Source organism: Streptomyces xanthophaeus (assembly GCF_030440515.1).
Classification (GTDB): Bacteria; Actinomycetota; Actinomycetes; order Streptomycetales; family Streptomycetaceae; genus Streptomyces; species Streptomyces kutzneri.
In genome coordinates this window covers 6055175-6079903 of sequence record NZ_CP076543.1, presented here as the reverse complement: position 1 = coordinate 6079903, position 24729 = coordinate 6055175, and the positions used below count along the sequence as shown (strand labels likewise).

At 73.3% G+C, this 24729-nt stretch carries 22 protein-coding genes; 8 read left to right on the top strand and 14 right to left on the bottom strand.

All coding sequences use genetic code 11. The features are described from left to right. Positions 1-53: 53 nt before the first annotated feature. On the bottom strand, positions 54-701 hold the full coding sequence (locus KO717_RS27095) for a uridine kinase (RefSeq protein WP_301371831.1): 648 nt from the start codon (positions 699-701) through the stop codon (positions 54-56). Between the two features lie 93 nt (positions 702-794). Between KO717_RS27095 and KO717_RS27090 the strand changes: the two genes are divergently transcribed. Beyond that, positions 795-2240, top strand: a complete 1446-nt coding sequence (locus KO717_RS27090; RefSeq protein ID WP_301371829.1) for a WGR domain-containing protein — start codon at positions 795-797, stop codon at positions 2238-2240. On the opposite strand, the gene KO717_RS27085 is transcribed toward KO717_RS27090, so the two are convergent. Further along, positions 2193-2630, bottom strand: coding sequence for a cupin domain-containing protein (locus tag KO717_RS27085; protein ID WP_301371828.1), 438 nt, complete (start codon positions 2628-2630; stop codon positions 2193-2195). The two genes, KO717_RS27090 and KO717_RS27085, sit on opposite strands and share 48 nt — an antisense overlap. Before the next feature lie 106 nt (positions 2631-2736). Here KO717_RS27085 and KO717_RS27080 point away from each other — a divergent pair, with 106 nt between their 5' ends. After that, positions 2737-3399 carry a DUF2293 domain-containing protein gene (locus KO717_RS27080; RefSeq protein ID WP_301371826.1) on the top strand — a complete coding sequence of 221 codons (663 nt, stop codon included), beginning with the start codon at positions 2737-2739 and terminating at the stop codon, positions 3397-3399. A gap of 295 nt (positions 3400-3694) precedes the next feature. On the opposite strand, the gene KO717_RS27075 is transcribed toward KO717_RS27080, so the two are convergent. Both KO717_RS27075 and KO717_RS27070 read right to left on the bottom strand, forming a co-directional pair. Further along, a complete protein-coding gene (locus KO717_RS27075; protein WP_301371824.1) occupies positions 3695-4846 on the bottom strand; it encodes an ATP-binding protein in 1152 nt (383 codons plus the stop codon). Between the two features lie 518 nt (positions 4847-5364). Continuing rightward, positions 5365-6084, bottom strand: coding sequence for a chaplin (locus KO717_RS27070; RefSeq protein ID WP_367401544.1), 720 nt, complete (start codon positions 6082-6084; stop codon positions 5365-5367). Positions 6085-6235: 151 nt separating this feature from the next. On the opposite strand from KO717_RS27070, the gene KO717_RS27065 reads away from it, so the two are divergent. Beyond that, positions 6236-6784: a hypothetical protein gene (locus tag KO717_RS27065; protein ID WP_301371820.1), complete on the top strand. Its 549-nt coding sequence runs from the start codon at positions 6236-6238 to the stop codon at positions 6782-6784. Here KO717_RS27065 and KO717_RS27060 read toward each other — a convergent pair. From KO717_RS27060 to KO717_RS27050, 3 genes are all read right to left on the bottom strand, one after another. Further along, positions 6765-7970, bottom strand: coding sequence for an SWIM zinc finger family protein (locus KO717_RS27060; protein ID WP_301371818.1), 1206 nt, complete (start codon positions 7968-7970; stop codon positions 6765-6767). The genes KO717_RS27065 and KO717_RS27060 overlap by 20 nt on opposite strands. Beyond that, positions 7967-10795 carry a DEAD/DEAH box helicase gene (locus tag KO717_RS27055; RefSeq protein ID WP_301371816.1) on the bottom strand — a complete coding sequence of 943 codons (2829 nt, stop codon included), beginning with the start codon at positions 10793-10795 and terminating at the stop codon, positions 7967-7969. The genes KO717_RS27060 and KO717_RS27055 overlap by 4 nt, the downstream gene beginning before the upstream one ends. A gap of 114 nt (positions 10796-10909) precedes the next feature. Beyond that, complete coding sequence (locus KO717_RS27050; protein ID WP_301371814.1) at positions 10910-12223, bottom strand: helix-turn-helix domain-containing protein; 1314 nt, start codon at positions 12221-12223, stop codon at positions 10910-10912. A gap of 174 nt (positions 12224-12397) precedes the next feature. Between KO717_RS27050 and KO717_RS27045 the strand changes: the two genes are divergently transcribed. Both KO717_RS27045 and KO717_RS27040 read left to right on the top strand, forming a co-directional pair. Next, the gene (locus tag KO717_RS27045; protein WP_301371812.1) at positions 12398-13021 is read left to right on the top strand and encodes a hypothetical protein; all 624 of its coding nucleotides are present in this window, start codon (positions 12398-12400) and stop codon (positions 13019-13021) included. 39 nt (positions 13022-13060) lie between these two features. Continuing rightward, a complete protein-coding gene (locus KO717_RS27040; RefSeq protein WP_301371810.1) occupies positions 13061-13321 on the top strand; it encodes a DUF6343 family protein in 261 nt (86 codons plus the stop codon). A 1-nt stretch (position 13322) separates the two neighbouring features. On the opposite strand, the gene KO717_RS27035 is transcribed toward KO717_RS27040, so the two are convergent. The 4 genes from KO717_RS27035 to rpsA all read right to left on the bottom strand — a co-directional run bounded on the left by KO717_RS27035 (position 13323) and on the right by rpsA (position 17171). Further along, the gene (locus KO717_RS27035) at positions 13323-13739 is read right to left on the bottom strand and encodes a tetratricopeptide repeat protein (RefSeq protein ID WP_301371808.1); all 417 of its coding nucleotides are present in this window, start codon (positions 13737-13739) and stop codon (positions 13323-13325) included. Between the two features lie 66 nt (positions 13740-13805). Next, complete coding sequence (gene coaE, locus KO717_RS27030; protein ID WP_301371807.1) at positions 13806-14414, bottom strand: dephospho-CoA kinase; 609 nt, start codon at positions 14412-14414, stop codon at positions 13806-13808. A gap of 31 nt (positions 14415-14445) precedes the next feature. Next, entirely contained in the window at positions 14446-15384 is a 939-nt protein-coding gene (locus tag KO717_RS27025; RefSeq protein WP_301371806.1) for a PAC2 family protein, read from the bottom strand. Positions 15385-15662: 278 nt separating this feature from the next. Continuing rightward, entirely contained in the window at positions 15663-17171 is a 1509-nt protein-coding gene (gene rpsA / locus KO717_RS27020) for a 30S ribosomal protein S1 (protein WP_030010959.1), read from the bottom strand. A gap of 353 nt (positions 17172-17524) precedes the next feature. On the opposite strand from rpsA, the gene KO717_RS27015 reads away from it, so the two are divergent. After that, positions 17525-18373 carry a class I SAM-dependent methyltransferase gene (locus tag KO717_RS27015; RefSeq protein ID WP_301371805.1) on the top strand — a complete coding sequence of 283 codons (849 nt, stop codon included), beginning with the start codon at positions 17525-17527 and terminating at the stop codon, positions 18371-18373. Position 18374: 1 nt separating this feature from the next. Next, the gene (locus KO717_RS27010; protein ID WP_301371804.1) at positions 18375-21026 is read left to right on the top strand and encodes an ATP-dependent RNA helicase; all 2652 of its coding nucleotides are present in this window, start codon (positions 18375-18377) and stop codon (positions 21024-21026) included. Here the strand turns inward: KO717_RS27010 and KO717_RS27005 are convergent. Continuing rightward, entirely contained in the window at positions 21016-21975 is a 960-nt protein-coding gene (locus KO717_RS27005) for a DUF3068 domain-containing protein (protein WP_301371803.1), read from the bottom strand. The two genes, KO717_RS27010 and KO717_RS27005, sit on opposite strands and share 11 nt — an antisense overlap. Before the next feature lie 14 nt (positions 21976-21989). After that, on the bottom strand, positions 21990-22130 hold the full coding sequence (locus KO717_RS27000; RefSeq protein WP_106971437.1) for an SPW_0924 family protein: 141 nt from the start codon (positions 22128-22130) through the stop codon (positions 21990-21992). Between the two features lie 227 nt (positions 22131-22357). Here KO717_RS27000 and KO717_RS26995 point away from each other — a divergent pair, with 227 nt between their 5' ends. Then, complete coding sequence (locus KO717_RS26995; RefSeq protein WP_301371799.1) at positions 22358-23344, top strand: hypothetical protein; 987 nt, start codon at positions 22358-22360, stop codon at positions 23342-23344. A gap of 83 nt (positions 23345-23427) precedes the next feature. Here the strand turns inward: KO717_RS26995 and KO717_RS26990 are convergent, their stop codons facing one another. After that, positions 23428-24711 carry a lytic transglycosylase domain-containing protein gene (locus tag KO717_RS26990; protein ID WP_301371797.1) on the bottom strand — a complete coding sequence of 428 codons (1284 nt, stop codon included), beginning with the start codon at positions 24709-24711 and terminating at the stop codon, positions 23428-23430. Positions 24712-24729 lie beyond the last annotated feature (18 nt).

Below are 24729 nucleotides of genomic sequence, written 5' to 3'. Positions count from 1 at the left end.
CCCGCCGGTCGGGCCGGCCGTCCTCCTGACCGGGGTCGGCCCTGCCCGGCCCGTCAGCGGCTCCGGATGCCGGTCCAGGCGGGGTGGCGGGGGTCGTCGGCCCGGACCACCACGTCGGCGGCCGACACCGGGTCGGTGTCGGCCTCGTAGCGCGCGAAGGCGGGCAGCGTCCAGCGCGCGGAATCCTCGGTGCGGCGGGCGAGCGCGCCGGCGGAGAGCCGGATGTGGACGCTCAGGTCGAAAGGGAACCAGTGGCCCAGCAGCAGCGGGCCGTGCACGAGCAGCACGCCGCCGGGCGGGAGTTCGGCGTACGGACTGCGGGTCGCCCGGTCGGTCACCGGGTCCCAGAGGTCCGGCAGCACGCGCCCGCTGCCGCCGGGGTCGGTCGGGCCGAAGACCTCCCGCCAGAGCGCGGCCGTGTCGTACCAGCCGCCGAGGTAGGAGTCCACGTCCTGCCGGCCGAACTCGAAGCGGAGGGAGGCAGGCCGCAGGAAACCGTCGGCCGGCACCACCAGGGACGGGCGGCCGCGCAGCCGCAGCGCTTCGGCGAGTTCACCGGCGAGCACGCCGGTCCCGGCGGCGGGGGCGCCGTCGATGCCCACCCGCTGCCAACTGCCCTGCCCGGGGGCATGGCCGGGGTCGTCGAGGTGACCGGCGAGCCGCTCGGCCATCCGCTGCCATGTGATCGCTTCCCACTGCACGAGCCCATTGTCAGTGGTGGGGCTTAGCGTTTTTCACGAGGGATCACCGGCCGAAAGGGAGCCGGCGGCGCTGCCTTTGGGGAGAGGTTTGTCATGGCTCGGGAGACGACGTATCTGGAGCTGTCGCAGGACGACGGCGCGGCGCACAAGTTCTACGAGGTGACCGTCGACGGCACGGCCGTGTCCGTGCGGTACGGGCGCATCGGCGCGGACGGCCAGCTGCAGACGTCCGCCTTCCCGAGCGCCGAGAAGGCCCGCGCGGCCGCCGCGAAGAAGATCGGGGAGAAGGTGCGCAAGGGGTACGCCCCGGCCGTGCAGGGGCAGCGCGCCGCCCGGTCGGTGACCCGCCGCCAGGTGACCTCGGCGCCCTCGACGGCGCGGGCGGTGGCTCCGGTGCTGTGGCGCTTCCGGACCGGTTCCTCGGCCTTCGGCATCCACGTGGACGAGGACCGCTGCTGGGTCGGCAACCAGGCGGGCGATGTGTACACGCTGAGCCACGGCGGCGAGGTGCTCGCCCGGTACTCGCTGCCGGACGGGGTGAAGTGCCTGGTTGCGGACGAGTTCTGGATATACGCGGGCTGTGACGACGGCACGGTGTACGACCTGTCGTCGAAGGTGCCGTTCGGGGCCTACGCGATCGCGGCGGACGTGGACATCTACTGGCTCGACATCCACGAGGGCGTGCTGAACGTCTCCGACGCGAACGGCGGCCTGACCGTCATCGACCACGAGGACGAGCACCAGTGGTCGCGGAAGTCCGGCGGAACGGGCGCCTGGATGGTCCGGGCGGACGAGCGGGCGGTCTTCCACGGGCACAGCGGCGGTGTGACGGCGTACGCGGCCGACGGCACCGGGCAGTTGTGGCACACCAAGACCCCCGGCGGGGTGCTGTTCGGCTGGCAGGAGGACCACGCGGTGTACGCCGGCACGGCCCGCAACACCGTGCAACGGCTCTCGAAGGCGACGGGGGCGGTGGAGGCCTCCTACGCGTGCGACGCCGCGGTGTACTCGTGTGCGACCTCGCCCGACGGCCGGCACGTCTTCGCCGGCGACTCCTCCTCCTCGGTCTACTGCTTCGACGCCGACGGCCGGCGGCTGTGGAAGCTGGGGACGGGCGGCGGGTCGGCCCTGTCCATGCAGTACCTGGACGAGCGGCTGTACCTCGTCACCACGGACGGGTCGCTGGTCTGTGTGGACGCGACCGAGCAGGCGATCGCGGCGGCCCAGCAGGGCTCGGTGCCCGCGCCCATGGACGTGAAGTCGGCGGCTGCGCTCCCGGTGTTCACACCGGCCGCGTCGGCCTCGGCGGTGGCGACGGTCTCGGTGGCCGCGGCGCCGGCCGGCGGTGTGGTCGTGGAGTGCGTCCAGCAGGGCGGCCGGGTGCGGGTGCAGGTGGTGTCGGACGGCTTCGAGCCGTCGTGGAACGTCCAGTTCCCGCGCGGGATACGGGAGCCCGGCGCCCGGTACGTGGTCGAGGGGCTGCACGCCGCCTCAGGAGGCTTCTACCGGGTCCGCGGAGAGATACGACGGCTTGTGTGAGCGGCAGGCCGCCTGCGTGGCACCGGCCGGGGCCGGCGCGGGTATCGCGAAGGGGGTCCCCGCGGGGAGCGCGGGGGTCACGTAGAGCACGACCGGCTCGGTGCCGAGGTTGTGGCCCAGGTGGATGTGCCCTATGCCCGCGGGTTCCACGAAGGTGGTCCCGGTCGTGTGCACCTCGATGGTGCGGTCGTGCAGGACCCGGGTCAGGGTGCCTGCCAGGACCACCGCGTCGAGTCTGACCCGGTGGTAGTGCCAGCCGGTGCAACCGCCCGGCGGTATGACTATCTCCCGGCCAGTCGGGGTCGTGGCGACGCATGTTCCGCCCGGCCGTGCCGTCATCGTCCGCAGCCCACCCATGTGCCCCTCCTCGACGGACCTCCTGCGGTCCACCGCTTCACGGTAAAAGGGTCGCGGGTCATCCAGAAACAGTCGACGAAACATCAGCATGCCTTCTTCACCAGGTGATATGAGGGTCATACAGCGGTATCACATGTCCATGAGCCTGGTGGTTTTTGAGTCGCTGAAGCAGATCCACTGCGCCGACTGCCGACAGGGCCCGCTCCGGCACCTCGTCCGCGAGTCCGGCGTACCCCGCTGCCTGGACTGTACGGATCTCGGCCATCTCGTCTATCTCCCTCGGGGGGACACGGCGCTCACCCGCCGCTCCCGCGAGGCAAGTTCGCTCTGCGCCGTCGTCGTGCGCTTCAACAAGCGCCGGCACCGCTACGAGCGCCTGGGCCTCCTCGTCGAGGAGGCCGCGCTGGCGCACGCGGAGCGCGCCTGCCTCGCGGACTCCGAGGCGCGGGCGCGCCGCCGGGAGCGCGACCGGCGGCGGCGTGCGGCCGAGGACACCCGGTTCACGGCGGCCTTCGCCGCCGAGATCGTGCGGCTGTTCCCCGGATGTCCGGCCGACCGGGCCGTGGCTATCGCCACCCATGCCTCGGTGCGCGGCAGCGGCCGGGTGGGCCGTACCGCGGCCGGCCGGGCCCTCGACGAACTGGCGGTCTCCGTCGCGGTCCGGGCGGCGGTGCGGCACACCGACACCGAGTACGACGCCCTGCTGATGGCGGGTGTCCCCCGCTTCGCGGCCCGCGCCCGGCTGGCCCCGCAGATCGACGCCATCCTGGACGGGTGGCGGGCGGCGCCTGTCGTCCCGTAGCCGGAGCGCCACACACCGACGTAGGGCACCTCACCGATCGGCGAGGTGAAGCAGGCCCTTCGGTGTGCGCGTGCGGCCCGTTGCGTCCGACGTGCGCAGAGGGAGCGTTGAAGCCGCCGCCGTAATCCCCTCCGGTGGTGGCCAGGAGATCGAACAACTCAAAGTCGGTGACCAGGTCCTCGCGGCGGATCCCGAAAGAGGGGCGTCCGGAGGGTTGTTGCGACCGTCCGCGCCGCCGAAGCCCAGGCCGGGGACCCACCCCGGCCTGGGCTTCGGTGTCTTCGGTGTGCTGCTGTCAGTGGCGACCGGCCGTCGGGATCCGGGCGACGATGGCCGTCGCCTGCGCCGGGTCGGCGCGGAGCCAAGCGGTCAGGTGCTCCCGGACGGCCTCGGCGACGCAAGCGCGGACGGGGCCGTTGCCCAGTCGGTCGCGTGTCGCCCCCTCGAACGCGGGCCGATCGAGCTTCACCGACACGACCGCCGTCAGGCCCGCGCCGAGCTGGGTGGGGGTGAACTCGGGGTCGGACGGGCTGAGCAGCTGCTGCTCCCGGGCAAAGGCGGTGAGCGCGGCCGCCAGGCCGTCTCGGAAGCCGAGTTCGTGCGTGCCACCGCCGGTGGTCGGGCGGCTGTTGGCGTAGCTTGCGATCCGTTCGTCGCTGCAGTCGCACCAGCGGAGGGCCACCTCCACGATTCCCTCCATCTCGGAGTACTCGCGCTCGAAGCCGATCACGTCCGGGTGGAGCGGGGCACTCTGTTCCGCGATGTAGTCCCGCGGACCACCCGGGAAGCGGAAGCGAACGGCCCGGGGCGCCGCGGGGTCGCGGTCATCGGTCAAGGTGATGTCCAACTGACGGTTCAGGAAGGACAGTTCCCTGAAGCGCTCGGCCAGTGTGTCGAACGAGAACTCCAGCGTCTCGAAGATCTCGGCGTCGGGCCGGAAGGTGATCACGGTCCCGCTGTCGTCGGCCGGCCCGGTGCGGGCGGGCACCCCGACAGGCACGCCTTGCTCGTACTCCAGCACCCAGCGGGCGCCGTCGCGCCGCACCTCTGCCGTCAGGCGGCTCGACAAGGCGTTCACGACGGCCAGTCCCACGCCGAAGTGACCGCCGAACAGCAAGCGCCGGTCAGCGTGTGGTGCCCCGCACCAGAGCTCGGTCAACCGGGTCTCCAGCGGAGGTTCGTCGCCGTGGCCGGCGCGCCCGACCGCAAGACCCGTACCGTCGTCGGCGACACGGACACCGCCGTCGGCGGTGAGGGTGATCTCGACACGGCCGGCGGTGCCGCCAAGGATCTCGTTGAGCGACCGCTCGGCGGCCTCAAGCACCAGGTGGTGAAGGCCACGTTCACCAACCGATCCGATGTACATCCCGGGCCGCTTCCGAACGGCCTCCAGGCCCTCCAGAACCACGATCATGCTGGCGTCGTATGTACGGGATTCCTCGCTCATGATGCCCCCTCCGAGGGTGTCCGACAGAGCTCTCCCAACTTACGAGATTTCCGGTAAAGCGCCAGGTCAGAGTCGATTTTACGAGGCCTCGGACGGACGCCTGAAGGGCGGGCAGGAGCGGTCGGCCGGGAGGAGTGCGCGCCGGCGCGGCAAGGCCCGCCGCGGCCCTCCGAGGACCGTCTGCGGCACTGTTCCGGGCGGCCACGGAGCCACGAATTCCAAGAAACTCAACTGCCCACCGCTGGGGCCGGAACTGAGAGCCGCACTGGCCAGGGTCCCTGCGGACGATCTCCACGTCGCGGCCGAGGATCTGTGCGGCCCACTCGACAGGCATCTCTACCGGTTGCTCCGCCCCACCCCGACCCTTTGCACGCCAAGGGCTGCCACCTCCGTCTGGCGAGGTGGCAGCCCTTCTCCGTGTCTGAAGTCCGTGTCTGCCGGGCTGACGACCGCATGTGAACTCTGTCCGTGACCCGCACGGTGGGCTTCTCAATCACAGACCAGGAACGCCGGGTCGGCTAGCCGACGCGGAAGCGGCGGTAGAGGAGGACACCGCCGAGGAGCAGGGCGCCCGCGCCGGGGACCAGGTATCCGGCGCCGTCGGCCCCGGTGTGGGCGAGGGCCTCGTGCTGCGGGGCCGGGGCCTCGGGAGGGGTGACCCGCGTGACCGGCGCGGCCGGTACGACCGGGACGACCGGGGTCAGCGGCTGTTCGACGACGGGCGGCTGGGCGGGCTTGCCGCCCGTGGGCTCCTCGCCGTTGACGGACGTGTTGCCGTGGGAGGAGTTCCCGACGCCGACCACGCTCACCGCGTTGCCGCTGATGTTCAGCGGCAGCTGGACGGGGAGCTGGAGCCCGTTGCCGGAGAGCACTCCCGGAGAATCCTTTCCGCGTCCCTCCGCGGTGGCGCCTCCGCTGTTCGTGCCTGCGTTGTTCGTGCCTCCGCCGTTCGTGCCTCCCGGTTTCGAGGACGCGGCGGAGGTCTGGCCGGAGTGCCCGCCGCCTCCCCCGGACCCTTCGTTGCTACAGCGGTTCCCCGCAGCCGAGTTGAGCACGCCGACCACGCTCACGGTGTTCCCGCACGCGTTCACCGGGATATGCACCGGCAGTTGTACGAGGTTTCCGGACAGCAGCCCCGGCGAGCGCTCGGCCCGGCCACCCGCGTCCGCGTCGGCGTAGGCGAATCCGCCCACACCCGCGACCGCCAGTCCGCCTCCCGCAACCACCGCCGCGATCACGCCATTCCGACGACTGTGACGCATCAGTTTCCCTGCCTTCCGGAGAAGTTCGCGGGTGATGTCCCCGCACCGGAAACAACGCTCTGACCCCATTCGGGTTATAGCGGCGGTAGGCATTTCACTCAATCGTGTACTGGGTAGTGGGTACTTCATGACCGATCGCCCGCTGCTCCTCCTCGACGTGGACGGCCCCCTCAACCCGTTCCGCTCCCCCCTCGCCGGCCTGCGCGGATACCGGAGCCACCGGATGTGGCCCGACGTCTGGCTCTCCTACCGCGACCCGGAGTCCCGCAAGGCCCGGCGCGGCGCCCGGGTCCGCCTCCACCCCTCCCACGGGGCCCGGCTGCTGGCCCTGCCCTTCGAGCTCACCTGGGCCACCGCCTGGACGCACCAGGCCAACACGATGATCTCCCCGCACATCGGGCTGCCGGGTGACCTCACCGTGGTCGAGTGGCCGGAACTCTTCGCCGATGACCCCGACGGCCTCTCCTGGAAGACCCGCCACCTCCGCGACTGGGCGGCGGGCCGGCCCTTCGCCTGGGTCGACGACATGATCACCCCGCGCGACCGTGCCTGGGTCGCCGAACACCATCCGGCCCCGGCCCTCCTGCTGCGCATCCACCCACGCCACGGCCTCCGCGACCGCGACTTCGCCACCCTGACCCGCTGGGCGGAGGGCATCAGCCCAGCAGAGCGCTGACCGGGTCCGGGGAGGGGCGGCCGGTCGGCCACCAGTCCTGGTCGCCGTGGCGGTCCTCGTAGGCGTACCAGAGGCCCTCGCGGCCCAGGCGGAGCTGGCGGGTGCTGATCGTCAGGCGGTTGCGGTCGGGGCGGAAGGAGCCCTGGCCGGCGGCGAGCAGGGCCGGGCGGGCCCGGTCGAAGGGGCCCGCGGGCGGGTCCCAGGGCTCTTCGAGGGCGTCGAGGGCCGGGCGCCCGCCCTGGCGCCAGGCCGCGGCGGCCCGGGCGAGATCGGTGGTGGAGCGGCCGGTGGCGCGGGCCAGGTCCCGGTACAGGGCGCGGGCCGCGCCCGTCAGCCCCGCCGTGGGGTGCGCGGACGCCAGCCGGACGGCGTCCTGCCACACGGTGAGTCCGGCGATCGGGTCCTCGCCGGTGGTGAGCAGGGCCAGGGCGCGGGCGGCCGCGTCGGAGGCGAGCTGGTCGAGGGCCAGCGGGTCCGGGGCCGCCGGGTCGGCCGGGTACGCGGGCGGAAGGCCCGCGGCGGCGGGTGCGGGAAGCGGCGCGGGCAGCAGGGGCAGGCTGGTGCGGGCGAGCGCCTCCCGGGCCGCAACGCCGGGGAAGTCGGGTGCCGCGTCCGGCTGTTCGCGCGCGGCATGGGCGGCGTTGCGGCGGGTCAGCTCGTCGAGCAGCTCCCGCTCGCCCCGGCCGCGCAGGAGCAGCAGGACGAAGGGGTCCTCGTCCAGGAGGCGGGCCGCGCGGTAGCAGAGGGCCGCCGCGTGCTTGCACGGCGGACGCCCGAAGTCCGGGCAGGAGCAGTGCGGGACCAGCTCGCCCGCGCCGGGCAGGACGGCGCCCGCGAGCGACTGCGGGACCTCCCGTTCCAGCAGGGCGGCGAGCGCCGCGGGGTCGGCCGCGACCGTCTCCAGCAGTTCGTCCCACTCCGGGTCCGCGAAGGCGGGCAGGGTCAGCTCGGTGCGGTACGGGCGGGGCCGGCTGCCCCGCACGTACGCCACGATCCGGCCGGGGGTGACGGTGACCGCGCTGACGTGTCCCCCGTCCGCGTACGTACGCCCCCGGGCCAGGCGGGCCGCGTCGTGGGAGACCTCCTCCAGCGCCGACACCCAGGCCCGGCCCCACCAGCTCACCGCCTCGGTCCCGGCGGGCACGGTCTCGAAGGTGCGGCGGCGGTCGTCCCGCGCGGTGATCATCCGGGCCTCCGCAGGGAGACGAGGTCGGCCAGCTCGCGGTCGGTCAGCTCGGTCAGCGCCGATTCGCCGGAGCCCAGGACGGCGTCCGCCAGGGCCCGCTTCGCCTCCAGCATCTCGGCGATCCGGTCCTCGACGGTGCCTTCGGCGATGATCCGGTGGACCTGTACGGGCTGGGTCTGGCCGATGCGGTAGGCGCGGTCGGTGGCCTGTTCCTCGACGGCCGGGTTCCACCAGCGGTCGAAGTGGACGACGTGCCCGGCCCGGGTGAGGTTCAGACCGGTGCCCGCCGCCTTCAGGGACAGCAGGAACACGGGGACCTCACCCGCCTGGAAACGGTCGACGAGCTCCTCACGGCGCGGCACCGGCGTCCCGCCGTGCAGCAGCTGCGAGCTGATCCCGCGGGCCTGCAGGTGCCGTTCGATCAGGCGGGCCATCGTCACGTACTGGGTGAAGACCAGCACCGAGCCGCCCTCGGCCAGGATCGTGTCCAGCAGCTCGTCCAGCAGGGCGAGTTTGCCCGAGCGGTGCGGGAGACGGGGCTGCTCCTCCTTCAGGTACTGCGCGGGGTGGTTGCAGATCTGTTTGAGCGAGGCCAGCAGCTTCATGATCATGCCGCGCCGTTCCATGCCCTCGCTCGACTCGATCACGGCCATCGCCTCGTCCACCGCCGCCTGGTAGAGCGAGGCCTGCTCCCGGGTGAGCGAGACCGGATGATCGGTCTCCGTCTTCGGCGGCAGCTCGGGCGCGATGCCGGGGTCGGACTTCTTGCGGCGTAGCAGGAACGGCCGCACGAGCGCGGACAGCCGGGCGACCGCCGCCTCGTTGCCGCCGTCCTCCTCCTGCTGGTGCTCCACCGGGCGCGCGTGGCGGGCCCGGAAGGCGGTGAGCGGGCCCAGCAGCCCCGGCGTGGTCCAGTCGAGCAGGGCCCACAGCTCGGAGAGGTTGTTCTCCACCGGGGTACCGGTCAGCGCCACCCGGGCCGGCGCGGGCACCGTGCGCAGCGCCTTCGCGGTCGCCGAATGCGGGTTCTTGACGTGCTGCGCCTCGTCGGCGACGACCATGCCCCAGCTCTGTTCGGCGAGGAGGGCGGCGCTGGCGCGCATCGTCCCGTACGTGGTGAGGACGAACCCGCCCGCGCAGGACGTCAGGTCCTCGGTGCTGCGGCTGTTGCCGTGGAAGCGGCGCACGGGCGTGCCGGGGGCGAACTTCTCGATCTCCCGCTGCCAGTTGCCGAGGAGGGACGCGGGACACACCACGAGGGTGGGCTCCGGCCGGTCCCGGTGCAGGTGCAGCGCGATCAGCGTGACGGTCTTGCCGAGGCCCATGTCGTCGGCGAGGCAGCCGCCGAGCCCGAGGGAGGTCATCAGGTCCAGCCAGGCCAGGCCGCGCGCCTGGTAGTCGCGCAGGGTGGCCTTGAGGGCGGGGGGCTGCGGCAGCGGTTCCTGCTCCCGCGTCAGCCGGTCCCGCAGGGCGGCCAGTGCCCCCACCGGCACCGCCTCGACCGTCACGCCGTCGACCTCGGCCGTCCCCGACAGTACGGTGGCCAGCGCGTCGACCGGGTCCAGCACGCCCAGCTCCCGCTTGCGCGCCTTGCGCACCAGCTCCGGATCGACCCGCACCCACCGGTCGCGCAGCCGGACGACCGGCCGGTGCGCCTGGGCCAGCGCGTCCATCTCCCCCGGGGTGAGCCGGTCGCCGCCCAGCGCCAGCTCCCAGGAGAAGGCGAAGAGGTGTTCGGCGTCGAAGAATGCGGTCCCGTCGGTCGCCGAACCGGGCGCCGTGGACCGTACGACGGCGGTCGCCGACAGCGTACGGGCCAGCTCGCGCGGCCAGTGGACCAGGACCCCGGCGGCGGCCAGCCGGCTCGCGGCCACCCCCAGCAGGTCCTCCAGCTCCGGGTCGGACAGGGCCAGGGCATCGGGCACGGGCTGGTCCAGCAGGCGCAGCAGCGGCGGCCAGACCCGGGCGGCCCGGCGCAGCGCGAGCACGGCGTCGATCCGGGCGCGCGGGCCGAACCCGGCCGCCGCCGTGCCCGCCCACAGCTGCCCGGCGTCGGTGACCAGGGTCGGGTCGGCGAGGCTGTGCACCTGGACGACGGCGGCTCCGGCGCGCCGGGTGTCGGCGTCCTCGGCCTCGTCGAAGAGCCGGAACGAGGACAGGTCGAGCCGGAGCGAGATCCCGACGCCGGTGTCGGAGCCGGCCGCGACCTGCGCGGCCCAGTCCTGTATCCCGGGCACCCGCTGCGGCTCCCGTGCGGCGAACGGCCGCCCGGCGGCCACGGCCGCGGCCGGGGTGCGGGGCAGACCGTCGGCGACGGCGTCGAGGAACGCGCGGACCAGTGCCTCCGGTTCGGGCAGCTGGAGCGGGCGGCGCCCGGCGAGGGGCGTCGCGTACCCCTCGTACGGCAGCGCGGCGGCGACCGCGCGGAGGTGGTCGATGTCGGCGGCGTCGAGCGGCCCGGCACGCCAGGCGTCGACGCCCTCGGGGGTGAGCCCGGGGAGGAGCCGGCCACGGGCGGCGAGGCTGAGCGCCTGCCGGGCGGCGGTGCCCCAGGCGCGGGTGGCGGGATGCGCGGCGGGGCTGTGGGGCGCCTGCGCGAGCAGGGGCAGGGCGGATGCGACGGAGAAGGTCACCGCGGGCACGGTCCGGCTGCGGACCCCGTCGCCGTGCGGGCGTACGACGGTGAGCGGCGACGGCGTGCCCGCCTCCGGCAGGGCGTCCCCGTCGGGTGCCCAGAAGGCGACCCGCCCCTCGCGGGGGACGGCTGCGGGCAGGAAGACCGCGGCGTGCCGCAGCAGCGCGGTGGCCTGCGGCTGCGTGCTCATCACTGTCCCCCTCCCCCTCGGTCCCCGGTGGCGCCCATCGGTGCGTCCCTGTGCCGACGAGTCTAGGCGCGGCCACTGACAACCCCCTCTGACCTGCGGTTCGGCGCCCGCGGCTCAGCGGGCCCAGCGGCCCTGCTCCGGCGCGTACCCGTACACGGGTCGGCCGGCGGCGGCGCTCGTGCGCAGCGGCCGCCCGCCGTCGTCGATGCGCAGGGTGCCCGACCCGGACGGGCCGGTCCACCGCAGGTCGAGGGACCAGTCGCAGTCGCATCCCGTGGTGGCCGCCTCCACCCGCAGGACGGCCGGTTCGGCCGCCGAGACGCGCAGCGGGAAGGCGGGGGCGGGCAGCGTGCTGCCGCCGTCGTTCCCGGCGACGGGCCGGGCCAGCGGGCGCGGCGCGTCCAGATTGACGGCGAACGCGGCAGGGGTGAGCCCGCCGCCGCAGCCCTGCGACATCTGGTAGACGTTCCAGGCCGGCGGCTTGCGGCGGGCGGCCACCCGTACTTCGAGGTCCTCCAGGACCACGGCTCCCCCGCCCGTGCCGTGCAGGGTGACCTCCACGATCTGCGTCCCGGCGTGCACGGCGCGCTGCGCCGACGCCCAGGCGGGCGCGTCCGCCTCCACGGGCGGCGGGGACACCGATCCCGGACCGCGCTCGGACAGGTAGGCGTGATCGCAGCCCGCGGTCCACACGTGTGACCGCACCGCCGCCTTGAGGGGCGCGGCCTGCTCCCGGCCCGGGGCCGACGCCGGCGGTGACGCGGAGGGCTGGGAGGGCGCCGGGGCCGTCGCCCCGGCCGGCCCGGCCGACCCGGTCGGTGTCGTCGGTTCCGGTGCGCCCGTCGCCGCCGGGGCCGGGGCGGACCCCGATTCCGCCGGCGTCGGCGCACCCGTACCCGCGCCCGTCCCCGTCCGGGTCCCCGTGCTCCCGCCCCCGTGCGGCGCGCCCGGCCCCGGGCCGGTCGCCGCCAGCAGCGCCACGGCCACCGCCCCGGCCGTCACCCCCGCGGCGGCGACCACGGCCGCCCGCCGCCGGTACCAGGCCCCCTTGGCCACCGGTTCCGGCTCGGGCTCCGGCGCCACCACCACAGTCGGCCCAGGCTCAGGCTCTGGATCCGGCTCCGGCACGGGCTCCGTCACGGTTTCCGGCACGGGCTCCGGGGCCGGCACCGCCGCGGCCCCCGCGCGCCGCCGCGCGTCCGCCAGCAGCCAGGCCCGGTGCAGGTCCACCGCCTCCCCCTGTGTCGCCCCGCAGGCCCGGGCGAAGCGGTCCACCACCGCGAACTCCGCCGGCAGCGCCTCCCCGTTGCAGTACCGGTGCAGCGTCGACGTACTCGTGTGCAGCCGGCGCGCCAAGGCTCCGTAACTGAGCCCGGCACGCTCCTTCAGCTCCCGCATCAGCCGTGCGAAATTCTCGGCCTCGCTCACGCTCTCCCCCGTTCCGCGTCCCGCGACCGCGTTCCATGCATGAGGTGTTCCCCCAGGTGACGGCGCGTACGGCCGTTCCAGCGTCCCGGATTCGCCGCGATCGGTCGCCCGCCACGCCGTGCGGGGAACAGGCTCGTCAGGCACACACCACCACACCCACGGGGAGAACCGACCATGTTCCGACGTTCCGGCACCGCCACCGCGCTCACCACCGCACTCGTCGCGGCGGCGGCCGCCCTCCTCCTGACCGCCTCCGCCGGCTCCTCCGCCGCGGCCGCCACCGCGCCCGGCTTCCTGGCCGGCACCGACCTTCCGCCGCACCCCACCTCGCCCTGGTACGCCGGCGCCGTCACCAAGGGGCTGCCCGAGTCCGCGCCGTTCTGCCTGGAGGGCGTGCTTCCGGCCGCGGGCAGCTGGCACCGCGCCTTCGGCACCGAGTACGACACCGGCGCCGTGCAGGTCTCCGTACGGTCCGCCTCGCCCGCCGCGGCGGCCAAGCTCGTCGGCGCCCTGGAGCGCAAGGTCGCCGCCTGCGCCGCCGACTGGCTGCGGACGACCCCGGGCGGCACCGCCTCCTGGCAGGACTACGGCACGCTCCCCGTCGAGGAGGGCGCGCACGTCTACGGGGTCCACACCTCCGTCCCCGACTCCGAGCCCGGGGTGCACCTGTACGGGATCGGGCGCGACGGCTCCACCGTGACCGTCGTGCAGTGGGGCGAGATGGGCAACCTGTCCCACGCCCCGGTCGCCGATTTCAAGAAGACGACCACCAAGGCCGTGAACAAGCTGAACCCCTGACCGGAGGGGGTGGGACCATGGACATGAGAGGCGATGGCCATGCGTTCCGGTAATGAGCCGGTGACCGCGCGCAGTCCGCTGCGGCTGCGGTTCTGGCTGGGTGTCTGGGGGCTGGTCTGGGCTGCCGTCGGCACGGCCTTGTTCTCGCTGGTGGGCCGTCCCGGATGGGCGGCCGCCTGCGGGGCGCTGGCGGTGGTCGTGGCCGTCGACCTGTTCATGATCGTGCGCCACATCCACCAGGGGCCCCACTACCAGCCCGGCCCGGACATCCCTCCGTACGAGCCGCCCCGAAGCCGGTGAGTCAGGCGGGGCCGGCTCCGTCCGGGCCCTCCGCGGCCGGGCCCTCGAAACGGGCTGCCGCCAGGTAGTCGGGCTGCGGGTCGAGGGCCGCGGCGAGGCGGAAGTGCTTGCGCGCCTGCTCGGGCCGGCCCGAGCGCTCGAAGGTACGGGCCAGCGCGAAGTGGGCGAAGGCGTTGTCCGGCTCCCGCTCCAGCACCAGCTCGAACTCCAGCTCCGCCGGTCGCAGTTGCGCCGCCGCGAAGAACGCCCGGGCCCGCAGCAGCCGCGCCGCCGTGTTCTCCGGGTGGGCGGCTATGACCGAGTCGAGCAGCTTGACCGCGCCGCGCGGGTCCCGGGCGGCGAGCAGCTGCTCGGCGGCCCGGTAGTCGATGACGTGGGTTTCCGGGCTGGACGGTGTGGGGCGCGTGGTCTCGGACACGTTCGAAATCCTTCCCTCTCCGGGCGCGTTCAACGCCCCCGCCCCACCCGCTATTCCATGCACACGTCAGGCGGCCCCGCCCGCCGCCCGCGCCGTGAGCTCGTCCCACACCTTGCGCACCTGCGGCTCCAGCGCCGCCAGCGGTCCGTCGTTGTCGATCACGAGGGTCGCCACCGCGAGCCGCTGCTCCCGGGTCGCCTGCGCGGCCATCCGGGCCCGCGCCTCCTCCTCGGCCATCCCGCGCAGCGCGGTCAGCCGCGCCAGCTGCGTCTGCGGCGCCGCGTCCACCACGACGACCAGGTCGTAGAGGGGCGCCAGGCCGTTCTCGGCGAGCAGCGGTACGTCGTGCACCACGATCGCGTCGGCCCCCGCGGCGGCTTCCAGCTCCGCCGACCGGACCCCCACCAGGGGGTGCACGATCGCGTTGAGGGTCTGGAGCTTCGCCGGGTCCGCGAACACGATGGACCCCAGCTTCGGCCGGTCCAGCGTCCCCTCCGCGGTCAGCACCGACTCCCCGAAGGCCGCCACGACGGCCGCGAGCCCCGGCGTACCGGGCTCCACGACCTCGCGCGCGATCCGATCGGCGTCGACGACGATCGCCCCGTACCCCGCCAGCAGTCGCGAGACCTCGCTCTTGCCGGCACCGATTCCGCCCGTCAGGCCTACTTTCAGCATGCCCCGCAGCATAGGGGGCCCGGCCCGTACGTCAGTTCTCGCCCTCGCGCTCCGCCAGGAACCGCTCGAACTCGCGGCCGATCTCGTCCGCCGACGGCAGCTCCGCCGGCTCGGCGATCATGTTGCCCCGAGTCTCGGCCCCGGCGGCCGCGTCGTACTGGTGCTCCAGCCCCTGCACCAGGCTGACCAGCTCCTCGTCGCCCTCGCGGATCTGCCGGTCGATCTCCGTCTGGGTGCGGTGCGCCTCGGTGCGCAGGGCGTGCGCCACGGCCGGCAGCACCAGCCCGGTCGCCGCCGTGATCGCCTCCAGCACCGTCAGCGCGGCGTCCGGGTACGCGGAGCGCGCGACGTAGTGCGGTACGTGCGCGGCGACGCCCAGCACGTCGTGCCCGGCCTGGGCCAGGCGGAACTCCACCAGGGACTCCGCGCTGCCCGGCACCTGGGCCTCGTCGAAGGGGCTGCGGTGGCCCGGCATGAGGTCGGTGCGGTTGCCGTGCGGGGTGATGCCCACGGGACGGGTGTGCGGGACGCCCATCGGGATGCCGTGGAAGTTGACCGAGAGCCGGACGCCGAGGCGCTCGACGATCTGCCGGACGGCGACGGCGAAACGCTCCCACTCCACGTCCGGCTCCGGGCCGGACAGCAGCAGGAAGGGCGCTCCGGTGGCGTCCTGGACGAGCCGGACCTCCAGCCGGGGCTCCTCGAACTCCGTCCAGCGGTCGCGCTGGAAGGTCAGCAGCGGGCGCCGGGCCCGGTAGTCCACCAGCCGGTCCGCGTCGAAGCGGGCGACCACCTGGTGGGGCAGGGTGTCCAGGAGCCGCTCGACGATCTGCTCGCCGGCCTCACCCGCGTCGATGTACCCCTCGAAGTGGTACAGCATGACCAGCCCGGCCGAGTCCTGGGCGACCGCCAGGTCGGCCACCGCCAGGCCCTTGGCATCCCATTCGTACAAACCCTGTGGATCAAGCACCGTCACCACTCCTCCTCGCCTCGTTCTCAGCCAAGAACGTCCAAGGCGGCCCGGCCATTCCCCAGTTGGCCGCATTCACAGGAACGCAACGGATCACATCATGGATCACGCGGCGGATCACGCGGAAGATCACGCGGCGGATCACGCGGCGGACGCAGCGGATCACGAGCGGGAGACCGGACGGGGAAACGCGGTAAGGCCCGCCCCCCGAAGGGGACGGGCCTTACCGTTCAACGCAGTTCAGCTCGGCTCACACCGGAGTGTGATGCGCGCTGCGATCAGCTCTGGCCGCCGGCCAGCTTCTCGCGGAGCGCGGCCAGGGCCTCGTCCGACGCCAGGGCGCCGGAGGTCTCGTCCGACTCCGAGGAGTACGAACCACCCGAGATGCCCGCACCGGCGTTGCCACCGGCGGCCGGGGCGGCAGCACCCTCGGCAGCAGCGGCCTCGTCGGCCTCGCGGCTCTTGATGACCTGAGCCTGGTGCTGCTCGAAGCGCTGCTGCGCCTCGGCGTACTGGGTCTCCCAGGCCTCGCGCTGCTTGTCGAAGCCCTCGAGCCAGTCGTTGGTCTCGGGGTCGAAGCCCTCGGGGTAGATGTAGTTGCCCTGGTCGTCGTAAGACGCGGCCATGCCGTACAGGGTCGGGTCGAACTCGACCGACGCCGGGTCGGCACCGAAGGACTCGTTGGCCTGCTTCAGCGACAGCGAGATCCGGCGACGCTCAAGGTCGATGTCGATGACCTTGACGAAGATCTCGTCGTTGACCTGGACGACCTGCTCCGGGATCTCCACGTGGCGCTCGGCCAGCTCGGAGATGTGGACCAGACCCTCGATGCCCTCGTCCACGCGGACGAACGCACCGAACGGAACCAGCTTGGTGACCTTACCCGGGACGACCTGACCGATCTGGTGGGTCCGGGCGAACTGCTGCCACGGGTCCTCCTGCGTCGCCTTCAGCGACAGGGAGACACGCTCGCGGTCCATGTCCACGTCGAGAACCTCGACGGTGACCTCCTGGCCGACCTCGACAACCTCGGACGGGTGGTCGATGTGCTTCCAGGACAGCTCGGAGACGTGGACGAGACCGTCGACGCCACCCAGGTCCACGAAGGCACCGAAGTTGACGATCGAGGAAACGACGCCGGAGCGGACCTGACCCTTCTGCAGGGTGGTGAGGAACGTCTGGCGAACCTCGGACTGGGTCTGCTCCAGCCAGGCGCGGCGGGACAGGACCACGTTGTTGCGGTTCTTGTCCAGCTCGATGATCTTCGCCTCGAGCTCCTTGCCCACGTAGGGCTGGAGGTCGCGGACACGACGCATCTCGACGAGAGAGGCCGGCAGGAAGCCGCGGAGGCCGATGTCGAGGATGAGACCACCCTTGACGACCTCGATGACGGTACCGGTGACGATGCCGTCTTCTTCCTTGATCTTCTCGATCGTGCCCCAGGCACGCTCGTACTGAGCGCGCTTCTTGGACAGGATCAGGCGGCCTTCCTTGTCCTCCTTCTGGAGAACCAGGGCCTCGATCTCGTCGCCGACCTTGACGACCTCGTTCGGGTCGACGTCGTGCTTGATCGAGAGCTCACGGCTCGGGATCACGCCTTCGGTCTTGTAACCGATGTCGAGCAGGACCTCGTCCCGGTCGACCTTCACGATGACGCCGTCGACGATGTCGCCGTCGTTGAAGTACTTGATCGTCTCGTCGATCGCGGCGAGGAAGGCTTCCTCGTTACCGATGTCGTTGACCGCTACCTGCGGAGTGGTAGAGGTGGTCTCGGTGCTGCTCGTCATGTGGGAAAGGGCTCCGGTTACGGACAGAAAGTCGTAGGTACTGCTACGCCGGGAGCCCTTATCGGCATCTGCCGAAGAAGCCGGACAGCCAAGGAGACCCCCTTCCGCGAAGAGCGGCGGGGCCTCGAAAACCGAGGGGACATCAACAGATGCAAGCGCAGCCTGCTAGGTCTGAGGAGCACAGGCTCGCAGCGCAACTTGTAGCATACGGGGGCAGCCGGACAGGGTCAATGCGCGAAGGCGCACACCCCGGGCGGATCGCCGCACAACCGGCACAATTCATGGGCAGGAAGCCGTTCCTGGCGCTTCCTGCCACATTCAGAAGACATTCGCAGACTACGACGACGGGCCCCATGAACCAAGAGGACTACGCCTCCGAAGTAGCGTCCGAAGCCGATCCGGTCTCGGTGGAAGACCCCGAGGCCACACGGCGTGACGCGGGGGAAGCGGAGAGCAGCCGGGCGAGCCGCAGCTGGTGGGACCGCAACGCCGACGAGTACCAGAGCGACCACGGCGCCTTCCTCGGCGACGACCGCTTCGTGTGGGGTCCCGAGGGGCTCGACGAGGCGGAGGCGGCCCTCCTCGGCCCCGCCGCCTCCCTCAGGGACAAGGACATCCTGGAGATCGGCGCCGGCGCCGCCCAGTGCTCGCGCTGGCTGGCCGCCCAGGGCGCCCGCCCGGTCGCCCTCGACCTCTCCCACCGCCAGCTCCAGCACGCCCTGCGCATCGGCGACGACCTCCCCCTCGTCGAGGCGGACGCCGGACGCCTGCCCTTCCGCGCCGGCTCCTTCGACATGGCCTGCTCCGCCTACGGCGCCGTCCCCTTCGTCGCCGACCCCGTCAATGTCATGCGCGAGGTGCACCGCGTCCTGCGCCCCGGCGGCCGCTGGGTCTTCTCCGTGACCCACCCCGTCCGCTGGGCCTTCCCCGACGAGCCCGGACCCGAGGGGCTGTCCGTCGCCGCCTCCTACTTCGACCGCACCGCGTACGTGGAACAGGACGAGCAGGGCCGCGCCGTATATGTGGAGCACCACCGCACGATCGGCGACCGGGTGCGCGACGTGGTCGCGGGCGGCTTCCGCCTGCTCGACCTGGTCGAGCCCGAGTGGCCGGAGTGGAACAGCCAGGAGTGGGGCGGCTGGTCCCCGCTGCGCGGCAACCTGATCCCGGGCACCGCGATCTTCGTCTGCGAGCGCGACTGACGTGATCCGTACCGCCGCCCTCGACGCCCTGCCCGTACGGGAGGCCGTGCCCGCGCTCGTCTCGGCGCTGGACGGCCACGGCACGGCGGTGCTCTGCGCCCCGCCCGGCACCGGCAAGACCACGCTGGTGCCGCTGGTCCTGGCCGGGCTGGTGGGCGGCGGGCCGCGGCGCAAGGTGGTCGTCGCCGAGCCCCGGCGCATCGCGGCCCGGGCCGCGGCGCGCCGGATGGCCTGGCTGCTGGGCGGGCAGGTGGGCGGCGCGGTCGGCTTCACCGTGCGCGGGGAACGGGTGGCGGGCCCGGACACCGTGGTGGAGGTGGTGACCACCGGAGTGCTGCTCCAGCGCCTCCAGCGTGACCAGGAGCTGGCCGGGGTGGACGTCGTGGTCCTGGACGAGTGCCACGAGCGGCACCTGGACGCCGACACGGTCGCCGCCTTCCTCCTCGACGTACGGGAGACCCTGCGCCCGGAGCTTCGGCTGGTGGCGGCCTCGGCGACGACGGACTCCGCCGGCTGGGCGCGGGTGCTGGGCGGCGCGCCGGTGGTGGAGGCCGCGGGGGTCTCGTACCCCGTGGAGAAGGTCTGGGCCCCGCCGGCCCGGCCGGTGCGGCCCCCGCACGGGATGCGGGTGGATCCGGCGCAGCTGACGCACGTGGCCTCGGTGGTACGGCGGGCACTGGCGGAACGCGACGGCGACGTCCTGTGCTTCCTGCCCGGCGTCGGCGAGATCGCCCGGGTCGCCGGGCAGCTGACCGGGGTGGACGCGGAGGTGCTCCAGATCCACGGCCGGGCCCCGGCGGCCGTCCAGGACGCGGTGCTCTCCGTCGCGGAGCACCGCCGGGTGATCCTGTCGACCGCCGTGGCGGAGTCGAGCCTGACCGTCCCCGGGGTACGCGTGGTGGTGGACTCCGGACTGGCCCGCGAGCCCCGGACGGACCACGCGCGGGGGCTGGGCGCGCTGGCGACCGTACGGGCGTCCCGCGCGGCCGGGCGCCAGCGGGCGGGCCGGGCCGGGCGCGAGGCACCGGGCACGGTGTACCGCTGCTGGGCCGAGGCGGAGGACGGCCGACTGCCCGCGTTCCCCTCGCCGGAGATCCGCATCGCCGACCTGGCGCAGTTCGCCCTGCAGGCCGCCTGCTGGGGCGACCCGGACTCGGCCGGGCTGGCCCTGCTGGATCCGCCCCCGGCGGGGGCCATGGCCGCGGCGCGCGAGGTGCTGGTGGCCGTCGGCGCGGTGTCCCCGGCCGGTGCGGTCACCGCGCGCGGGCAGCGGATGGCCCGGCTCGGGCTGCACCCGCGGCTGGCCCGGGCCCTGCTGGACGGCTCCTCGGCCTTCGGTGCCCGCCGGGCGGCGGAGGTGGTGGCCCTGCTGAGCGAGGAGCCGCCGCGCGAGTACGGGGACGACCTGGCCGGCGCGTGGCGGCAGGCCCGCGCGGGCGGCGACGGCTACGCGGGCCGCTGGCGCGCGGAGGCCCGCCGCCTGGAGCGTGCCGTTTCCCCTGCGGGGCGCACCGCCGAAACCGGGGCCGGGTCTGCACCCCGCACCCCGGTCGGGAGCACCGCTGCCGGGGACCAGACCCGCGCCTCAAACGCCGGCGGGGCTGAAGAATCAGCCTCGCCGGCGTTTGAGGCGCGGGGTCCGGGGCGGAGCCCCGGCAGCGGTGCGGCACCCGACGACGGCGTCGCCGGGCTCATCGCCGCCCTCGCGTTCCCCGAGCGGGTGGCGAAAGCCAGGGGCGAAGGGGCCTTCCTCATGGCCAACGGCACCGCGGCCGGGGTCGGCGACGGATCGGGCCTGCGCCAGGCACCCTGGCTGGCCGTCGCCGTCGCCGACAGGCCCCCGCATTCCGCATCCGCCCGGGTCCGGCTCGGCGCCGTCATCGACGAGGACACGGCCCGGGCCGCCGCCGCGCACCTGCTCACCGCGGGGGAAGAGGTCCACTGGGAGGACGGCGACCTCGTCGCCCGCGCCGCCGAGCGGCTCGGGGCGATCGGACTGGCCGTACGTCCGCTGCGCACCCCGGACCCCGCGCTCGTACGGGCCGCGCTCCTCGACGGGCTGCGCGCCGAGGGGCTCGGGCTGCTGCGCTGGTCCCCGGACGCGCTGACCCTGCGGGCCCGCCTCGGCTTCCTGCACCGCACGCTCGGCGGTGCCTGGCCCGACGTGGCCGAGGACCGGGCCCTGCTGGAGCGGGCCGACGAGTGGTTGGAGCCCGAGCTGTCCCGGGCCCGGCGCCGCGCCGACCTCGGACGGATCGACGCCGGGCAGGCCCTGAACCGGCTGCTGCCGTGGGCCACCGGGGAGGCCGTGCGGCTGGACGAGCTGGCTCCGGAACGCCTGGAGGTGCCCAGCGGATCCCGGATCCGGGTGGACTACTCCGCCGAGCACGGCCAGCCGGTGCTCGCGGTGAAGCTGCAGGAGCTGTTCGGGCTGGCCGAGACCCCGCGGGTGGCCGGCGTACCGGTGTTGGTGCACCTGCTGTCGCCCGCCGGCCGGCCCGCCGCCGTCACCGCCGACCTCGCCTCCTTCTGGCAGGGCGGCTACCGGGCCGTGCGTGCGGAGCTGCGCGGGCGCTACCCCAAGCACCCCTGGCCGGAGGATCCGGCCACCGCCGAGCCCACCCGGCACACCAACGCCCGGCTCAGGCGCTGACGCGGCGGCTGCGGGCCTCCAGCCACAGGGCCAGCCCGAGCAGTGCGAACCCGCCGGCGGCCAGACCGATCGGCGCGTAGGTGTGGAGCGCGAGGACCTTCGTACGGTTCGACCTGACGAGGTCGACGGTGTAGTCCGAGTAGTCCTCGCGCATGGTGACGTGTCCGGCGAAGGCGGTGAGCTTGCCGTCGGGGCCGCCGGCCGCGATGCCGCCGCGCATCTCCTGCTGGATGTCCTGCTCGGCGTTGACGGGCGCGCCGGTCACCGGGTCGACCCAGAACCTCGCTTTGACCGTGTACCAGAGGGTGGTGCCGGTGGCCGCCTCGATCGTCGACGGGTCGATGCCCTCGATCGGCATCTTCTTGGGCATGGCGACCTTGGTCCACGGGACGGTCTGCTCGAAGTAGTAGACGTCCATGCCCTTGAACGTGCGCGGCCCGACGTAGTGGATCGGCGAGGAGGTGCGGGTCTGCGCGTCGAAGTACAGGTAGTCGCGCGGCTCGGTGAAGAAGGGCCACTTGAACTCGATGCCCTCGCGCTTGACGGGGTCCCCGTCGACCATCTCCCCGGTGGCGTGGACCGGGTCCTGGGTGTGCGCGTCGAAGATGTAGCGCTCGGGGATCTGGGAGACCATCTTCCCGTCCGGACCGATGATGTAGGACAGCGTGTCCCAGACGACGACGTCCTTGCCCGCACTCGCCTCTATCTCCTCGGAGGCCTCGACGTTGCCCTTGAGGGTCTGGACGATGGTGACCTTGTCGACCTTCTTGGGCTGCATGCCGCCGGTGTAGTCGAGGAGCGTCGCGTCCTTCGCCTCCAGGACCATCTCCTGGTACTGGTTCGGCGGGATCTTGGCGAGGCGGGGGTACGCGTACCAGCGCAGCAGCGGCGCGAGGGCTGCGCAGAACACGGCAAGGGCCAGCAGGACAAGGCTCGCTCTGCGTCGCACGGCCGGGCCCTCCTCTACTTTCCGGGCGCGGGGGGCGCGGTGGTGAGCAGGGGCTTGGGTGAGGTCTCGCCTTCGGGCACCCCGAACGCCGTTATGGCGAACACGAGGGCCAGCGCGGCCGCGAGGCCGATGACGGCGGCGACGAATGCGCGCATGCCGGGGCTCCGAAATCTGATGAGGCGTCAGAGATGGGGCACCGTAGCAATGCGGGGTCGAGATGAGAACCGTTCGAGCCGCAGATCACCACTGGGCCACCCGGGGGGACCTCGGCACCCGCCGGCATACCCACCCCCGCGTTGCGCACGGCGGGACACCCACCCCGTGGAACACTGATCATCAACGGAACGTAATCAAACGATTACACACGATGATCGGAGAAGTGATGCAGAGACGTCGACTCAAGGCCGCGGCCCTGGTTGTGCCGGTCGTGGCCGCGCTCAGTCTCGGCAACCCCGCGGACGCGACCTCCCTGGCGGCCATTCCGTGCGACGTCACCGCACTCAACAACGCGATCGACGCCGCGAACAACAACACCGGACCGCACACCATCCGGCTCGCACCCAAATGCGTCTACAACGTCCTCACTCCCGCGTCGACCGGCGGTCTCGGCCCCAACGCCCTGCCCAGGATCACGGGCACCGTCACGCTGCTGGGAGACAAGACCACCATCCGACGGGATCCCGACGCGACCGAGGGCTTCCGCATCGCGCAGATCGACGGCCCCGGCGGGCGCCTGACGGTCGAGGGCGTCACCGCGACCGGCGGCGGCTATCTCGACTACGCCGGCACTTACCTGCCCACGGACGGCGGGACGCTCATCCTCAAGCACAGCACCGTGACCAACAGCACGGCGAACCAGGGGGGCGCCATCTACGTGAACCAGAGCAGCACCCTTGAGATGTACGACAGCGTCGTGCGGGACAGTGCTGCCCAGCGGGGTGGTGCCATCTACAACGGGCCGGGAAGCACCACCCTGCTGCAGAAGACCAAAGTGGTGCGGAACCAGGCCACGGAGCTGGGGGGCGGCCTCTTCACCGCCGGGGTCTCCATGACCATCAAGAACTCGCACATCGAGGGCAACCGCGCCTACCAGCAGGGCGGCGGAATCTACAACGACCGCTCTCCGCTGGACATCTCCTCGACGACCATCGCGGACAACCGCGCGGGCCAAACGGGTGGCGGTATCACCAATGACGGCACCACCACGCTGACGGACACGAAGGTGCGGCGCAACATCGCGCTCAACGGCGGCGGCGTCTGGCAAGGAACCTCCGCCGGCACCGCCCTGACCCTCGTCAGGAGCCGGATCGTCGAGAACACGCCCAACAACTGCCGGCCCGTCGGGGCGATTCCCGGCTGCACGAACTGACCCCAGGCCCGGTCCTCGAGCCCGGCTTGATCCACAAGGCGCGGCCTGGTGCTGTGACCCGGTGAACCTTCCCGGTCACAGCACTAGGTGTGTTGTCCCGGGGTTGGCCGGGGCACCGCCGGAGTGGGGGCCGGAGACGCGGTCGGCTTCGGCGTGCGTGACGAGCTGGGCGTCGGGCTGGACGTCGGGGTCGGCGAAGGCTTCGAGGTCGGGGGCGGCGTCGGCGTGGGCGTCGGGGTCGGCGAGGGCTTCGGGTCCGGCGTCGGCGTAGGTGTCGGGGTCGGCGTAGGCGTAGGCGTAGGCGTAGGGGTAGGGGTGGGAGTGGGCTTCGGGTCGGGCGTCGGGGTCGGCGTCGGGTCCGGCGTGGGCGTCGGCGTCGGGGTGGGAGTCGGTGTCGGCTTCGGTTCAGGCGTCGGAGTCGGCGTCGGCGTAGTCGGAGCAGGCGTCGGCGTCGGCTTCGGGGTGGGGCTCGGGGGCGGCGGCGTGGGGGTGGCCGGGCCCGTGCCGGGCCGGTCCGGGATCTCGTGCGTCCCCTTGAGGTAGTACGTGAACCAGGACCGCACCGTGCGCAGGTACTCCGCGGAGTGGTTGTAGGAGAGCACGGCCCGGTCCAGGTCCCCGTCCACCCGCAGGTCGCGGCTGCCCGCGCACAGGTACCGGGCGGCGGCGAGCGCCGCGTCGTGCACGTTGTTCGGGTTGCGCCGGCCGTCGCCGTCCGCGTCCTGGCCCCATGACGCCCAGGTGGAGGGGATGAACTGCATCGGCCCGACCGCCCGGTCGTACCGGGCGTCCCCGTCGTAGGCCCCGCCGTCCGTGTCCGAGATGTTCGCGAAGCCGTTGCCGTCGAGCACGGGCCCCAGGATCGGCCGGAGCGTGGTGCCGGCCGTGTCGACCTGCCCGCCACGCGCCTGCCCGGACTCCACCTTGCCGATCGCCGCGAGGAGTTGCCAGCGCAGTCCGCAGCCCGGGTCGCTCTGTCCCACCGTCTTCTCCGCGCGCAGGTACGCGGCGAGCACGCTCGCCGGTATCCCCTGCGCGCCTTCCGCAGGCCCGGTCGAGGCCGCCGCCGCGGCGGCGGCCTCGGGGACCGCCGGCGCCTGCGGCTGCGCCGGTGCCTCGTCCGGCGGCAGCACCTCCGGTGGCTGCGGGCCGACCAGCGGCGGGAGTTCGGTGAAGTAGGCGGAGTCGCCGCCGGCCGTGTCCGCGGCCGGCTGCGGCGGCGCGGCGGACTCCCCGGCGGCGGAGAGCCGGTCGGTGCTCCCTCCCGCCGGGCCCTGGGAGGCCGTCACCGCGGCCACCACCAGAGCGGAGACCAGGGCGGCCGTCGTTCCCCTGCGCAGCCTGCGTCCGATTATTCGAGCCGACATGAGCCGGACCCCTCCCCC

Excerpts from the sequence above, each read along its gene's own strand:
- KO717_RS27090 (WP_301371829.1), top strand. The coding sequence starts at position 795 with ATGGCTCGGGAGACGACGTATCTGGAGCTGTCGCAGGACGACGGCGCG.
- KO717_RS27080 (WP_301371826.1), top strand. The coding sequence starts at position 2,737 with ATGAGCCTGGTGGTTTTTGAGTCGCTGAAGCAGATCCACTGCGCCGAC.
- KO717_RS27075 (WP_301371824.1), bottom strand. The coding sequence starts at position 4,846 with ATGAGCGAGGAATCCCGTACATACGACGCCAGCATGATCGTGGTTCTG.
- KO717_RS27065 (WP_301371820.1), top strand. The coding sequence starts at position 6,236 with ATGACCGATCGCCCGCTGCTCCTCCTCGACGTGGACGGCCCCCTCAAC.
- KO717_RS27060 (WP_301371818.1), bottom strand. The coding sequence starts at position 7,970 with ATGATCACCGCGCGGGACGACCGCCGCCGCACCTTCGAGACCGTGCCC.
- KO717_RS27055 (WP_301371816.1), bottom strand. The coding sequence starts at position 10,795 with ATGAGCACGCAGCCGCAGGCCACCGCGCTGCTGCGGCACGCCGCGGTC.
- KO717_RS27045 (WP_301371812.1), top strand. The coding sequence starts at position 12,398 with ATGTTCCGACGTTCCGGCACCGCCACCGCGCTCACCACCGCACTCGTC.
- KO717_RS27040 (WP_301371810.1), top strand. The coding sequence starts at position 13,061 with ATGCGTTCCGGTAATGAGCCGGTGACCGCGCGCAGTCCGCTGCGGCTG.
- coaE (WP_301371807.1), bottom strand. The coding sequence starts at position 14,414 with ATGCTGAAAGTAGGCCTGACGGGCGGAATCGGTGCCGGCAAGAGCGAG.
- rpsA (WP_030010959.1), bottom strand. The coding sequence starts at position 17,171 with ATGACGAGCAGCACCGAGACCACCTCTACCACTCCGCAGGTAGCGGTC.
- KO717_RS27015 (WP_301371805.1), top strand. The coding sequence starts at position 17,525 with ATGAACCAAGAGGACTACGCCTCCGAAGTAGCGTCCGAAGCCGATCCG.
- KO717_RS27000 (WP_106971437.1), bottom strand. The coding sequence starts at position 22,130 with ATGCGCGCATTCGTCGCCGCCGTCATCGGCCTCGCGGCCGCGCTGGCC.
- KO717_RS26995 (WP_301371799.1), top strand. The coding sequence starts at position 22,358 with ATGCAGAGACGTCGACTCAAGGCCGCGGCCCTGGTTGTGCCGGTCGTG.
- KO717_RS26990 (WP_301371797.1), bottom strand. The coding sequence starts at position 24,711 with ATGTCGGCTCGAATAATCGGACGCAGGCTGCGCAGGGGAACGACGGCC.